Source organism: Vibrio splendidus, assembly GCF_001557875.1.
GTDB lineage: Bacteria > Pseudomonadota > Gammaproteobacteria > Enterobacterales > Vibrionaceae > Vibrio > Vibrio splendidus_F.
Genome location: NZ_LNRF01000010.1, coordinates 134604 through 149308 on the forward strand (window position 1 = coordinate 134604; position 14705 = coordinate 149308).

Consider the following 14705-nt stretch of genomic DNA (forward strand, 5'->3'; position numbering starts at 1 on the left):
GCTACCCTCTTTCCTTTTGTTTTCTTCTTATTCGTGGTTGTTTTTGGCTTTTTCCAGTAAATCTGTGAAAAAGTGGCGCAACGAATAGAGCATGATCAAACTTGGAATCACCATAAGTGCGGTAAGTATAAAGAAGGTTGACCAATCATTGAGGTAATCAACCAACTCACCACTGAATGAAGCCAGTGTGGTGCGACCGAAGTTACCCAAGGATGCGAGTAATGCATATTGGGTTGCAGAGAAGGCCTGCCCAGTTAATAACGTTAAGAAAGAGACAAAGGCTACTGTCGAAAAGGCGGTCGTGAAGTTATCGACAATGATCGTTGCCAAGAACAAGGTTTCACTCGGGCCAGTTTGAGCGATCCACGCAAACATTAGATTACTGGCCGCCATTGCCACACCGCCGATCATCAGTCCGCGTACAATACCGAATTTCACATTGAAGACACTGCCTACCAAAGTGAAGAATATGGTTGCTCCCCAGCCAATTAACTTGGAGTAATGACCGATCTGTTCATTACTGAAACCTATCTCTTTATAGAAGGTGATCGACATGCGACCTAGGAAGGCTTCACCGATCTTAAATAGGAACACAAACAGCAATAGAGTAATGGCAACTTGAACTCCGTTTCTTTTGAAGAAATCATAAAACGGTTCAATTACCGTCACACTGAACCAAGCGACAAGCTTTGAGCCGACCACTTTATTGTGTCGCTGCTGTGCTTGTTCTTGTAGGGCTTCACGTTCTGTATTTGGCTCTCCGACAAAAAGAGTAAACAGCATTAATACAACAACGACACCTGCCATTCCGTAATACACGCCATTCCAACCGATTGAGTCTGCATTAATAAAGGCAAGGTAGCCTGGTAGCGAATAACCCGTCCACCACCCAATTACGGCCATTGCAGAAGCTTGCGGCAGTTTTGATGCTTCGGATTTTGGGAAGGTATCAATACGAAATGCATCAATCGCGATGTCTTGCGTGGCTGAGGCAATGGCAATAGCGAGCGCCAACATTGAGGTAAACGCCAAATTCTCTGCGGGATTGACGCCAGCGATGAATAAGGTGCCGATTAAAACAATGGTTTGGCAGAAAAAGATCCAACTGCGGCGCTGGCCGAGTATTGCATGAAGCACTGGCAATTTTACTCGGTCTACCAATGGTGCCCATAGAAAGTTAATCGCATACACGGCAAAAACACTACCAAAGTAGCCAATGGCAGCACGCGTTAAACCTGCATCTTTTAGCCAACCAGACATGTTGGATCCAATAAGAACCCATGGGAAGCCACTCGAACAGCCAAGCATAAACACCCAAAGTAGACGTTTATCTAGGTAGCTGCGAAAAGTCTGCATCCAAGAAAGAGAGGGAGTGCCTGATGACATAGGGCGTCCTTGTATAGAAAAACGCCCTTAAGAAATAAGGGCGTTACATTGGATTACTTAAGAAGGGTCACTTTAGTGATGACGATTGGGTCGACTGGAATGTCTGACATGCGGCCCATTCGCTTAGTTGGAATTGTTGCCATCTTTTGTACAACATCAAAACCTTCAGTTACTTTGCCGAATACAGCGTAACCTGGGTTACCGCCTTTAGCGTTTAAGAAATCGTTATCTGAAAAGTTAATGAAGAACTGGCGAGTTGCAGAATCAGGTGCATTGGTACGAGCCATAGCGATCGTTGCTGTATCATTCTTTAGGCCGTTACTGCCTTCATTTTTGATAGGAGCATAAGTCGCTTGTTGATTCATATCTTGATCGAAGCCGCCACCTTGCGCCATAAAACCAGGGATAACACGGTGGAAGATAGTGCCTTCGTAGCTGCCGTCTGCAACGTATTTTAGGAAGTTCTCCGCGCTAACCGGTGCTTGTTCTTGGTTTAGCTCAATTGTGAAGTCGCCTAATGTTGTTTCTACGTTCACTTTAGGACCAGCCCAAACGCTCACGCTCACTAGCATTAATGCGATAGAAGATAAAATACGAACCATTAGAAACGTTCCTTCATGTAAGTTTGTAGCTCTTGGTCGTTAGCGATTTCCGTAAGAACCAAGTTAATCACGTCATTAAGAACCATAGAGATGTCGTCATTTGACGCACTCAAGGCACCAGTGCGCGTTGCAGTACCGTTGAATGTTTTCACTAACTTGCCTTCAGGCGTTTCAGCCGTAACTTCAAGCGTTACTTTACCGTCCATTTTGTTTTCCATAATGGTGTGTTCTACGGTAACAAGCGCTTCTTGAATCTCCAAAACAATTGAGTTTTCACTGTTTACGCTTGCACGAAAACCTTGAGACTCTAACTGTTGAGCAATAGCGTTTTCTAGAGAAATACGCATGTTTTGCTTAGCATGAATTGGCTGAATGTTTGAACGGCCACTATCAACCAATGCAACATATTGAGCGGCACGAACATCTTTACTGGTTAGTGTGTATGTTTTGCCTTGTACAAGGTTGCTTGAGCTTAGTGAAGCTTCTGGCATTACATTGATTTGTTCTTGCTGAGGGGCTGAACATGCTGTCAAAGCCATAATAGAAGCAGCCAAAATCAGTTTTTTCATTCCTTTATCCTTTCTAAATTCACACCAGAAGCTCGGTATCTTAAATTCTTGTGAAGTCGTTTCTGCTTATTTATTAAAATTCGCAGGCTCTCTTGTTGCTTGTAATATCTCAAATTTTTGGTTTAGTTCAAGCGTTTCAACGTTAGCTTCACCAAATAGTCTTGCTAGTTTGACATCGTATCCGAGGTGTCGGTTGCCAATAACAATTAATTTGCCTCCATTGCTAAGAACATGCTTTGCATCACAGAACATTTGCCATGCAATGTGATCAGTAATCGCTTGTTGCTGATGGAATGGAGGATTACACATCACTAAGTAGGTGCTGTTTTTCTTAAAGCTATCTAAACAGTTGTTGGCGATGAACTGGAAGTTGCCGTCTTTACCAAGGTTATCCTTGACGTTTTGGCGTGCTGACTCCACAGCCATAAAGCTTTCATCCACACAGGTAATACGAGCTTGTGGGTTCAATTGCCCTGCTTTTACGCTCAATACACCGTTGCCACAGCCTAGGTCGATGATATGACGCAGCTCTGGATCTTGAGGAATATGCTCTAGCATATAGCGAGCGCCTTGATCGAGTGCTTCCCCTGAGTAAACATTTGGTAAATTTTTCAGGCGGATATCTTCACCGTCTACATCCCACTCAACAAAAGGCTCTACCGTTTGAACTGGCTGGCAATTTGGAGAAGAGAATACTAAGCGGTGTTTTTTCTTCGCTAGTGATGTTTTGGTTTCGCCTAGGTACTTTTCGAAAAGGTTAAGCGTAGATGTGTGAATCTCTTTTACCTTGTTGACGCCGATCACTTGGCAGCTTTCAGGCAAAGCTTGGCGCAGTTGGCTCAATTGCCAAATTAGGTGACGATTTGTTTTTGGCAACTGCATGATCACAAGATCGATACCGTGTGGGATATCATCCATTGTGTTCAAGAAGTTCACTCGGTTACTTTGATTGCGCTGTAAGTTTTTCAGGGCACCACGGTGAGAGATAAATGAGTCACTCATCATTGTGACATCATGATCTTTCGAGAACCAAGCCGATAGAGCACCAAAACTATCGTTCATGATCAGAATGTGTTTACCAGGTTCAAGGTTCATCTCTTCAACGTGACTAATGATGTATTCGTCGCCCGCATCCCAAGCTTGAAGGGTTTCATTTGAACGTTTTGGGAAACGATGTAAGGTCAAAGTTCTGTCGTGAAGGGTAAGTTCGGTTTTCATTGCTTGAGATACTTATATAAGAAATAACAAAGATATTGTCTCAAATGCAGCCTGAACAAGATAGAAAAAACTCAACCAAACCTATGCCGTTCGCTATTAAATACTCAGACACTCGACCTATTAGGGTTTATACTCACCCCACGGATAATGCCAATACGTTATTAAGGAATCACAATGATCCAAGAAGTTATCGAAACAAAATTGCACAATGAGTTTTCACCAAGTCATTTAAACGTGATCAATGAGAGCTATATGCACAATGTTCCGGCTGGTTCTGAGAGTCATTTTAAAGTGATTGTTGTCAGCGATGCGTTTGAAGGCTTACGCCTTATTGCTCGTCATCGAGCGGTAAATAAAGCTCTTTCAGAAGAGCTTGCGAACAATATTCACGCACTGTCCATTCACACTTATACAAAAGATGAATGGTTGAAGCAGCTAGATAACGTGCCAGATAGCCCAATGTGTATGGGCGGTGGGAAATAGTAGAGTAATCGAATATAGAAGAGGTGGCGATGCCACCTTTTTTGTTGCCAAATACATCTGTTTTCCGTTGTTATATCACTCAAACTGATGGTAAATCGAGCGGTTGAAAATACCCACAACGAGTAGTGTTTTTATTAACAGTGTTTCAACATAACTCGAAAAATATGAGTTTGTGACAGAGTATTAATCTCTTGTTTAAAACACGATTCAAAAGCCATTTTATCTGTGCGGCTCGTCAAATTTATACATATTTTAGAGTCCATATGCTTCAAATCTCACCAAATATAGGCCGTATTCAAGTTATTGGTCATGGCATCAAGTTGTCAAAAAATGCTAGAATACGGCACCTGATAAATCTCACATAATCTTTGTGGTGAATTTATTAATGTAATGTTGCGATTTTGGTATCTCAAATTTACCAAGACCGGACACTGTAATGTCGTGTCTAAGGGCGATTTTAAAACGTCCTGAATTTACGCAATTAAAAGAATCTTTTTCCCGATAAAGTAGTGCAAGTGCGTATGATTACAATAAAGAAGGGTTTGGATCTTCCTATCGCAGGAACTCCATCCCAGGTGATTAATGATGGTAAGTCCATCACTAAAGTCGCCTTGCTTGGCGAAGAGTACGTTGGTATGCGTCCTACGATGCATGCTCGCGTTGGTGATGAAGTGAAGAAAGGCCAAGTTCTTTTTGCAGATAAAAAGAACCCAGGTGTTGTATTTACTTCTCCAGCAAGCGGTAAAGTTATTGAAGTGAACCGTGGTGCTAAGCGTGTTCTTCAATCAGTAGTGATTGAAGTAGCAGGCAATGAGCAAATCACGTTCAATAGCTATGAAGCTAACCAACTAGCAAGTCTTGACCGTGAAACGGTTAAAGCTCAGTTAGTTGAGTCTGGCGCATGGACCGCTTTGCGAACTCGTCCGTTCAGCAAGGTTCCAGCAGTTGATTCTGAAACTCAGGCTATTTTCGTTACTGCTATGGATACTAATCCGCTAGCAGCTGAGCCAGAATTAATCATTAACGAGCAGTCTGATGCTTTCGTTGCTGGTTTAGATCTTCTTTCAACTCTGACTAACGGTAAAGTGTACGTTTGTAAAAAAGGTACTAGCTTACCTCGTTCAGCTCAGTCTAACGTTGAAGAACATGTTTTTGATGGCCCACACCCTGCAGGTCTTGCAGGCACGCATATGCATTACCTATACCCGGTAAATGCACAAAATGTAGCGTGGAGCATTAACTACCAAGACGTTATCGCATTCGGTAAGTTGTTCCTTACTGGTGAGATTTACTCTGAGCGTGTTGTTTCTCTGGCTGGTCCAGTAGTTAATAACCCACGCCTAGTTCGTACTCAAATTGGTGCTAGCCTTGAAGAGTTGACGGACAGCGAGTTGATGCCAGGTGAAGTTCGCCTGATCTCAGGTTCAGTATTATCTGGTGTTCACGCTTCAGGTCCACATGCTTACCTTGGCCGTTACCATCAACAGGTTTCGGTTCTTCGTGAAGGTCGTGATAAAGAGCTATTCGGCTGGGCTATGCCTGGTAAGAACAAGTTCTCTGTTACTCGTTCATTCCTTGGTCACGTGTTTAAAGGTCAGTTGTTCAACATGACAACGACAACAAACGGTAGTGATCGCTCTATGGTTCCAATTGGTAACTACGAGAAAGTAATGCCATTAGATATGGAGCCTACTTTGCTGCTTCGCGATCTATGTGCTGGCGACGTTGATAGTGCACAAGCACTTGGTGCGCTAGAGCTAGATGAAGAAGATTTAGCACTGTGTACCTTTGTATGTCCTGGTAAGTACGAGTACGGTCAGTTACTTCGTGAATGCCTAGATACAATTGTGAAGGAAGGGTAATTTTCATGGGCCTTAAAAAGTTTATTGAAGACATCGAGCATCATTTTGAACCAGGTGGTAAACACGAAACGTGGTTTGCGCTTTACGAAGCAGCAGCAACACTTTTCTACACACCAGGTACAGTTACAAAGAAAAGCTCGCATGTCCGTGATAGCGTTGACTTAAAACGTATCATGATCATGGTTTGGCTTGCGGTATTCCCAGCAATGTTCTGGGGTATGTACAACGCAGGTGGTCAAGCTATTGCAGCACTAAACCACATGTATTCAGGTGCAGAACTAGTTTCTATCATTGATGGTAACTGGCACTACTGGCTAACCGAAATGCTTGGAGCCTCCTTAGGAGCCGATGCAGGTTGGGGCAGTAAGATGCTCTTGGGTGCGACTTACTTCTTACCTATCTACGCGACGGTCTTTATCGTTGGTGGTTTCTGGGAAGTACTGTTCTGTATGGTGCGTAAGCACGAAGTTAACGAAGGTTTCTTTGTTACTTCTATCTTATTCGCGCTTATCGTTCCGCCAACACTTCCTCTATGGCAAGCTGCACTAGGTATTACCTTCGGTGTTGTTGTTGCTAAAGAGATCTTTGGTGGTACGGGTCGTAACTTCCTAAACCCTGCACTTGCTGGTCGTGCGTTCCTATTCTTCGCATACCCTGCTCAGATTTCTGGTGACGTAGTTTGGACTGCAGCTGACGGTTTCTCTGGTGCAACAGCGCTTAGCCAATGGGCTCAAGGCGGTGGTAGCGCGCTAATGAACACGGTATCTGGTGAGACGATCACTTGGATGGACGCATTCATTGGTAACATTCCAGGTTCTATCGGTGAAGTATCAACGCTTGCACTTATGATCGGTGCTGCAATGATCGTATACATGGGCATTGCTTCATGGCGCATCATTGCTGGTGTTATGATCGGTATGATTGCTGTATCAACATTGTTTAATGTGATCGGTTCTGACACGAACGCAATGTTCAGCATGCCTTGGCACTGGCACCTAGTTCTAGGTGGCTTCGCGTTTGGTATGTTCTTCATGGCAACAGACCCTGTATCAGCGTCATTTACCAATGGTGGTAAGTGGTGGTACGGCATCCTAATCGGCGCAATGTGTGTAATGATTCGTGTAGTTAACCCTGCATACCCAGAAGGCATGATGCTTGCGATCCTATTCGCAAACTTATTTGCTCCTCTGTTTGACCACGTTGTAATCGAGAAGAACATTAAGCGGAGACTAGCGCGCTATGGCAAGTAATAACGATAGCATTAAAAAGACGCTGTTTGTTGTTATCGCATTGAGCTTAGTGTGCTCAATCATCGTTTCAACAGCTGCAGTTGTTCTTAAACCTAAGCAACAAGCTAACGCAGTTCTGGATCAGCAAACTAAGATCCTTGAAGTTGCGGGCATTGAACTTGCGGGTAATATTCCAGCACTGTACGCAGAGAACATTGAACCTCGTCTAGTTGATTTCGCTACTGGCGATTTCGTTGACGGCGACGCTGCTGCATACGACCAACGTAAAGCGGCAAAAGATCCAGCTCAGTCAATCAAGCTTTCAGCTGAAGATGACATCGCTAAGATCATTCGTCGTGCTAACACGGGTACTGTATACCTAGTGAAAGATGGCGCTGAAACTTCTAAAGTTATCATCCCTGTTCACGGTAACGGTCTATGGTCAATGATGTACGCATTCGTTGCGGTAGAAACTGATGGCAACACAGTTTCTGGTATCACTTACTACGAGCAAGGTGAAACTCCTGGACTTGGTGGTGAAGTTGAGAACCCAACTTGGCGTGCTCAATTCGTTGGTAAGAAATTATTCGACGAAAACCACAAACCTGCTATTCAGGTTGTTAAAGGTGGCGCTCCTCAAGGTTCTGAGCACGGTGTAGATGGCCTTTCTGGTGCGACACTGACTAGCGTTGGTGTTCAACATACATTTGACTTCTGGTTAGGTGATATGGGCTTTGGTCCGTTCCTAGCAAAAGTTCGTGACGGAGGTCTGAACTAATGTCTAGTGCAAAAGAAATTAAAAAGAGCATCTTAGCGCCGGTGTTGGACAACAACCCAATCGCGCTACAGGTTCTTGGTGTGTGTTCTGCTCTTGCGGTAACCACTAAGCTAGAAACAGCATTTGTTATGACTATCGCGGTAATGTTTGTTACTGCTCTGTCTAACTTCTTCGTTTCTTTGATCCGTAACCACATTCCTAACAGTGTGCGTATCATCGTTCAGATGGCAATTATCGCATCACTAGTAATCGTGGTAGACCAAGTGCTTAAAGCATACCTATACGATATCTCTAAGCAGCTATCTGTATTCGTTGGCCTAATCATTACTAACTGTATTGTAATGGGTCGTGCTGAAGCATTCGCAATGAAGTCTGCGCCAATCCCGTCTTTAATCGATGGTCTTGGTAACGGTCTTGGTTACGGTTTCGTTCTTATCACTGTTGGTTTCTTCCGTGAGCTTCTAGGCTCTGGCAAACTATTTGGTATGGAAGTGCTACCTCTAGTGAGCAACGGTGGTTGGTATCAGCCAAACGGCTTGATGCTTCTAGCACCTTCTGCATTCTTCCTAATTGGTTTCTTGATTTGGGCAATTCGTGTGTTCAAACCAGAACAAGTAGAAGCGAAGGGGTAAGGTAGTCATGGAACATTATATTAGTCTGCTAGTTAAATCGATTTTCATCGAAAACATGGCGCTTTCTTTCTTCCTAGGTATGTGTACATTCCTAGCGGTATCTAAGAAAGTTAAAACTTCTTTTGGTCTTGGTGTTGCGGTAGTTGTAGTACTTACAATCGCTGTTCCTGTAAACAACCTTGTTTACACACATATCCTGAAAGAAAACGCGCTTGTTGAAGGTGTCGATTTAAGTTTCCTTAACTTCATCGCATTCATCGGTGTTATCGCGGCACTTGTACAAATCCTAGAGATGGTTCTAGACCGTTTCTTCCCACCTTTGTACAACGCACTAGGTATCTTCCTTCCACTGATCACAGTTAACTGTGCAATCTTTGGTGGTGTATCTTTCATGGTAACTCGTGACTACAACTTTGCTGAATCTGTTGTTTACGGCTTTGGTTCTGGTGTGGGTTGGATGTTAGCTATCGTTGCTCTTGCGGGTATCCGTGAGAAGATGAAGTACTCTGACGTACCTCCAGGTCTACGTGGCCTTGGTATCACGTTCATTACTGTTGGTCTGATGGCGTTAGGCTTTATGTCTTTCTCTGGTGTTCAACTGTAGGGTAAGCACCCAGTAATAAGGAATAACAAATGCAAAGCATTATTCTTGGCGTAGCGATGTTTACCATTATTGTATTGGCTCTAGTACTAGTGATTCTTTTCGCTAAGTCTAAGCTGGTACCATCAGGTGACATCACTATTTCAGTAAACGGCGACCCTGAAAAGGCGATCGTTACTCAACCTGGTAGCAAGCTACTTGGTGCCCTAGCTGGCGCTGGTATCTTCGTATCTTCTGCTTGTGGTGGCGGTGGCTCTTGTGGTCAGTGTCGTGTAAAAGTTAAGTCTGGTGGTGGCGACATCCTACCAACTGAACTTGATCACATCACAAAAGGTGAAGCTCGCGAAGGCGAACGTCTTGCATGTCAAGTTGCTATGAAAACTGACATGGAGATTGAACTAGACGAAGATATCTTTGGTGTTAAAAAGTGGGAATGTACTGTTATCTCGAATAACAACGAAGCTACTTTCATCAAAGAACTTGCTCTAGCAATCCCTGAAGGTGAAGAAGTACCGTTCCGCGCGGGTGGTTACATTCAGATTGAAGCTGAACCACATCACGTGAAATACGCAGATTACGATATTCCTGAGGAATACCGTGGTGACTGGGATAAGTTCAACTTGTTCCGTTACGAGTCTATCGTTAAAGAGCATTCGATCCGTGCTTACTCTATGGCTTCATACCCAGAAGAGAAAGGCATCATCAAGCTTAACGTGCGTATCGCAACTCCGCCGCCAAACAACCCTGACGTAGCTCCTGGTGTGATGTCTTCATACATCTGGTCTCTTAAAGAAGGCGACAAATGTACTATTTCTGGTCCATTTGGTGAGTTCTTTGCTAAAGACACAGACAATGAAATGGTATTCATCGGTGGTGGTGCAGGTATGGCGCCAATGCGTTCACATATCTTCGACCAACTTAAGCGTCTTAACTCTACTCGTAAGATGTCTTACTGGTATGGTGCACGTTCTAAGCGTGAGATGTTCTACATTGAAGATTTCGATGGCCTAGCGGCTGCAAATGAGAACTTCGTGTGGCACTGTGCACTGTCTGATCCTCAACCTGAGGACAACTGGGACGGTTACACAGGTTTCATCCACAACGTATTGTACGAGAACTACCTGAAGGATCACGAAGCTCCTGAAGACTGTGAGTACTACATGTGTGGTCCACCAATGATGAACGCGGCTGTTATCGGCATGCTGAAAGATCTTGGTGTAGAAGATGAAAACATCCTACTAGATGACTTCGGTGGTTAATCCATTTAAGTGATTGATATTATGGCTGACTCTCACGAGTCAGCCATTTGTTTTTCTAAGACTGTTTTTGACAACATACTGGCTTATATAAGAAAGAGTAAGGCATTCAAAATACCTATTTTTTACTCTTATTTTTCCTTATATAAATCCTCAACATTAGACAGGAGTAAGCAAGTGAGAATTTGGCTTGTTGCATTAACTTCTTTAATTTTTCTTGCTGGCTGTGAACAGCCAAGAGAGCAAGTGCATTTAAGTGGCCCGACAATGGGCACCAGTTACAATATTAAATACATCAATGGTGATGAATTTCCGGAGTCTAACGAAGTTCATACTGAGATCGATCGTCTACTTGAAGAAGTGAATGATCAAATGTCGACTTACCGTGAAGACTCAGAGCTGAGTCGTTTCAACCAACACAAAGGTGCGGAAGCATTCGAAGTCTCTGAGCAAACCGCTATCGTTGTGAAAGAAGCCATTCGTTTGAACGGTCTTACTGAAGGTGCGCTGGATGTTACTGTTGGTCCATTAGTTAACCTTTGGGGTTTTGGACCCGAAGCTCGCCCAGAAGTGGTTCCATCAGATGAAGAGCTTGCTGCTCGTAAAGCTAAAGTTGGTATTCATCACTTGAGCGTTGAAGGCAACAAGTTAACTAAAGACTTGCCTAATCTGTACGTCGACTTGTCAACCATTGCAAAAGGTTGGGGCGTTGATGTTGTTGCTGATTACCTTGATTCAATTGGTATTCACAACTACATGGTAGAAGTAGGCGGTGAAATCCGTTTGAAAGGCCTAAACCGAGAAAATGTAGGCTGGCGTATTGCCATCGAGAAGCCAAGTGTTGATGAACGCAACATTCAAGAGATCATTGAACCTGGTGATATGGCGATTGCAACGTCTGGTGACTACCGCAACTATTTTGAGCGTGATGGTGTTCGTTACTCACACATTATCAACCCAGAAACAGGAAAGCCTCTTCATCATAAAGTGGTTTCTGTGACTGTTTTAAACCCGTCTTCAATGACTGCAGACGGCTTATCTACTGGCCTTATGGTCTTAGGTGAGGAAAAAGGAATGGAAGTCGCAAACCAACATAACATTCCAGTGTTCATGGTGGTAAAAACAGCAGATGGCTTTAAAGAAATTGCTTCTGAAGCATTTAAGCCATACTTAGGTAAATAAGGTAAGCGAGATAATTATGAATACATTTCTGATTACATTTGGTGTTTTTCTTGCAGTAATCGCAGCGATGTCAATTGGCTACATTATCCAAAAGAAAGTTGTGAAAGGTAGCTGTGGTGGCTTAGGTGCTGTTGGTATTGATAAAGTATGTAACTGCCCTGAACCTTGTGACGCGCGTAAGAAGCGTGAAGCTCGTGAAGCTTACCGTGAAGAGAAGCTGGCTGAGCGTCAACAAAAAGAAGCGGCTTGGAGTAAAGACCGTATCGCCTAATTGGTGACAGTCATAGGGATAGAGTTATCTGTACCCTTAAATTGAAAAGCTCAAGATTATCGTCTTGAGCTTTTTTGGTTTTGGGGCTTAGTCATTTATCTTGGCTGATTAAAAATGGAAACAAAAACGAATGCCTATTGTTCGATTTGCATGCTGTTACGCGCAAACACTATTTGGTTTCTACCTTGCTCTTTTGCCGTATAAAGAAGCTCATCAGCGGCTTTGATCTGTTCATCCAACTTCGCGTTTAAATCGGTTACGCCGATACTGATACTGACCTTGATTCTTTGAGAGTCATGCTCAACAACGTGGCTTTCAATGGCTTCTCTCATGGACTCTAAATTGTCAACAAAGCTCTCAAACGCACCGCATGACTGAATACAAAACTCTTCACCCCCGAAGCGTACAGCGACATCGTCTTTAAAATGATCTTTGATGATTTTCCCTACATCGATCAGCACGGCATCACCACCATCGTGGCCAAAGGTATCATTCACTTTCTTAAAGAAGTCGATATCCATCATCGCGATATTTCGTTGATCGCAGCCCTTACAAGGATGATTGAACAGGTAGCGACGATTCCATAAGCCAGTAAGAGCATCCTCGTTGGCATGTCGAAACAGCTCATTGGCCGCTTCTTTCATATCAAGCAATTGATGGATTCGGCAGAAAAATTCTTCTTGGTTAAAAGGCTTGTAAAGGAAGTCGTTAGCTCCTGCTTTCAGAAACCGAGCCGTCATGGTGCGATCATCGCTGCCTGACAGTCCTAGAATAGCTAATTGGTTTTTATCATGATCACGTCGAATATCACGGATCATCGCTATACCATCTTTCTTCGGCATATCATGGTCTGTAACAACGAATGTAATCTCAGGGTCGTTATGAAGAAGCTTTAATGCTTGTTCGCCGTCTTCGGCTTGGATAGTTTGGATATATTGGTGTTCTAGAAGTTGAGCTATGTAACGGCGAACAACCGCTGAATCATCGACAACCAATGCTTTGTGGTGGCGATTATTCGAAATTCTTTGAACCAGAGGGAGTAGGTAGCTTACTGATGACATACTGTCTTTAAGTATGTAGTCAATAACGCCTTTTGCTAGGACTTGCTCTCGCAGTTGATTGTCGAACATCCCGGTAAGAACAATTATTTTCTGTTGATAGCCTAATACGAGATCAATGATCTCACCGTCTTGCCCGTCAGGTAAGCAGTAATCTAATACGGCACACAAGAAATCCGTCTCTTGTTCCAAGATGTTTTTTGCTTCTGCAATCGATTCAGCAAGTGCGACCTCATAACCGCTATTTTTAAGCTGTTGGTACAGGTAGTTGCGGAATGCTCGGCTATCTTCCACCACTAGTATTTTTTCACTCACAAGCGATCCCTACTTATAGACTAAATACTCGTTAACAATAGTATCAGAAGAGCTTATGACTATTGAAGCGAAACCTTTTTAGCTGAACTCGAGATCGTTTTAAATCTGATAAAAATTGGATTATACTGTTTATAGATACAGTTGTAAGGTCGAGCAATTCCTAGATGTGTAGCGCAGGCGAAGAGAAAATAAGAAAAATAATTCATGTCGATATGGATTGTTTTTATGCGGCCGTAGAAATGCGCGATAACCCTGCTTACCGAAATCGCCCGCTAGCTGTTGGTGGGCATGAGAAGCAACGCGGTGTTTTGAGTACCTGTAATTACGAAGCGCGCAAGTTTGGTGTTCGCTCTGCAATGCCGACCGGAAAAGCCCTACAGCTTTGTCCTAATCTATTGGTTGTGCCGGGAAGGATGTCGGTCTATGTCGAGATATCTAAAAAGATCCGCGAAATCTTCTCTCGATACACATCAATCATTGAACCTCTTTCCTTGGATGAAGCTTTCCTAGATGTTACCGATTCTAAGCAGTGCCACGGTTCAGCAACACTCATTGCCGAGTCGATTCGCCGTGATATCTGGAGTGAGCTTAACCTGACCGCTTCTGCAGGAATTGCGCCGATTAAATTCTTGGCGAAAGTGGCCTCGGATCTGAATAAGCCTAATGGTCAATTTGTAATACCTCCCCAAGACGTACAATCAGTGATTGATGAGCTGCCACTTGAAAAGATTCCCGGTGTCGGCAAGGTGAGCATTGAAAAGCTCCATCAAGCTGGCTTCTTTACTTGTAAGGATATTAAAGAGTCTGACTATCGCGACCTTCTCCTCAAGTTTGGTCGTCAAGGTGCATCACTTTGGAAGCGCAGTCATGGTATTGATGATCGAGAAGTTATCATCGAGCGCGAGCGAAAATCGGTAGGGGTAGAGCGCACCTTCACCCAAAACATTTCAACCTACGCAGAATGTTGGCAGGTAATCGAAGACAAGCTGTTTCCTGAACTCGAAACTCGCTTAGAAAAAGCCAGTCCAAGCAAAGCGATCATCAAGCAGGGTATCAAGCTCAAGTTCGCTGACTTTCAACAAACCACGATTGAACACATCCATGCCTCTTTAGATCGTGAACACTTCAAAGAACTGCTAAGTGAAATACTGAAAAGACAACAGGGGCGAGAGATACGCCTGCTTGGTTTAAGTGTGATGCTGCAACCCAAAGATCAAATGCGTCAGCTGAGTTTCTTTTAGGGCATTGTTTATTGGGCATTCG

15 protein-coding genes are annotated in these 14705 nt (G+C 43.6%); 10 read left to right on the top strand and 5 right to left on the bottom strand.

What is annotated here, in order from left to right; genetic code table 11:
- Positions 1–27: 27 nt before the first annotated feature.
- From ATB74_RS19510 to ATB74_RS19525, 4 genes are all read right to left on the bottom strand, one after another.
- On the bottom strand, positions 28–1386 hold the full coding sequence (locus tag ATB74_RS19510) for an AmpG family muropeptide MFS transporter (protein WP_060983355.1): 1359 nt from the start codon (positions 1384–1386) through the stop codon (positions 28–30).
- A gap of 53 nt (positions 1387–1439) precedes the next feature.
- Positions 1440–1988 (bottom strand): peptidylprolyl isomerase, encoded by a 549-nt coding sequence (locus ATB74_RS19515; protein ID WP_017071274.1) that lies wholly within the window; start codon positions 1986–1988, stop codon positions 1440–1442.
- On the bottom strand, positions 1988–2557 hold the full coding sequence (locus ATB74_RS19520) for a YajG family lipoprotein (RefSeq protein ID WP_017067736.1): 570 nt from the start codon (positions 2555–2557) through the stop codon (positions 1988–1990). Before ATB74_RS19520 ends, ATB74_RS19515 begins: the two co-directional genes overlap by 1 nt.
- 66 nt (positions 2558–2623) lie before the next feature.
- A complete protein-coding gene (locus tag ATB74_RS19525) occupies positions 2624–3775 on the bottom strand; it encodes a methyltransferase (protein WP_061019503.1) in 1152 nt (383 codons plus the stop codon).
- 174 nt (positions 3776–3949) lie between these two features.
- On the opposite strand from ATB74_RS19525, the gene bolA reads away from it, so the two are divergent.
- From bolA to nqrM, 9 genes are all read left to right on the top strand, one after another.
- Positions 3950–4258, top strand: coding sequence for a transcriptional regulator BolA (gene bolA / locus ATB74_RS19530; protein WP_004737616.1), 309 nt, complete (start codon positions 3950–3952; stop codon positions 4256–4258).
- Between the two features lie 521 nt (positions 4259–4779).
- Positions 4780–6120, top strand: a complete 1341-nt coding sequence (locus ATB74_RS19535) for a Na(+)-translocating NADH-quinone reductase subunit A (RefSeq protein ID WP_032545690.1) — start codon at positions 4780–4782, stop codon at positions 6118–6120.
- 5 nt (positions 6121–6125) lie between these two features.
- A complete protein-coding gene (locus ATB74_RS19540; protein ID WP_010439046.1) occupies positions 6126–7370 on the top strand; it encodes an NADH:ubiquinone reductase (Na(+)-transporting) subunit B in 1245 nt (414 codons plus the stop codon).
- On the top strand, positions 7360–8127 hold the full coding sequence (locus ATB74_RS19545; RefSeq protein ID WP_004735209.1) for a Na(+)-translocating NADH-quinone reductase subunit C: 768 nt from the start codon (positions 7360–7362) through the stop codon (positions 8125–8127). The genes ATB74_RS19540 and ATB74_RS19545 overlap by 11 nt, the downstream gene beginning before the upstream one ends.
- A complete protein-coding gene (locus tag ATB74_RS19550; protein ID WP_008223083.1) occupies positions 8127–8759 on the top strand; it encodes an NADH:ubiquinone reductase (Na(+)-transporting) subunit D in 633 nt (210 codons plus the stop codon). The genes ATB74_RS19545 and ATB74_RS19550 overlap by 1 nt, the downstream gene beginning before the upstream one ends.
- Positions 8760–8766: 7 nt before the next feature.
- Positions 8767–9363, top strand: coding sequence for an NADH:ubiquinone reductase (Na(+)-transporting) subunit E (gene nqrE, locus ATB74_RS19555; RefSeq protein ID WP_009848375.1), 597 nt, complete (start codon positions 8767–8769; stop codon positions 9361–9363).
- A gap of 29 nt (positions 9364–9392) precedes the next feature.
- Positions 9393–10619: an NADH:ubiquinone reductase (Na(+)-transporting) subunit F gene (nqrF, locus tag ATB74_RS19560; protein ID WP_010439056.1), complete on the top strand. Its 1227-nt coding sequence runs from the start codon at positions 9393–9395 to the stop codon at positions 10617–10619.
- A 174-nt stretch (positions 10620–10793) separates the two neighbouring features.
- On the top strand, positions 10794–11798 hold the full coding sequence (locus ATB74_RS19565) for an FAD:protein FMN transferase (protein ID WP_060983358.1): 1005 nt from the start codon (positions 10794–10796) through the stop codon (positions 11796–11798).
- A gap of 16 nt (positions 11799–11814) precedes the next feature.
- A complete protein-coding gene (gene nqrM / locus ATB74_RS19570; protein ID WP_009848378.1) occupies positions 11815–12069 on the top strand; it encodes a (Na+)-NQR maturation NqrM in 255 nt (84 codons plus the stop codon).
- Between the two features lie 134 nt (positions 12070–12203).
- Here nqrM and ATB74_RS19575 read toward each other — a convergent pair whose 3' ends face one another.
- Positions 12204–13442 (bottom strand): GGDEF domain-containing response regulator, encoded by a 1239-nt coding sequence (locus ATB74_RS19575; protein ID WP_061019504.1) that lies wholly within the window; start codon positions 13440–13442, stop codon positions 12204–12206.
- 164 nt (positions 13443–13606) lie between these two features.
- On the opposite strand from ATB74_RS19575, the gene dinB reads away from it, so the two are divergent.
- On the top strand, positions 13607–14683 hold the full coding sequence (dinB, locus tag ATB74_RS19580) for a DNA polymerase IV (RefSeq protein ID WP_061019505.1): 1077 nt from the start codon (positions 13607–13609) through the stop codon (positions 14681–14683).
- The last annotated feature ends 22 nt before the right edge of the window (positions 14684–14705 follow it).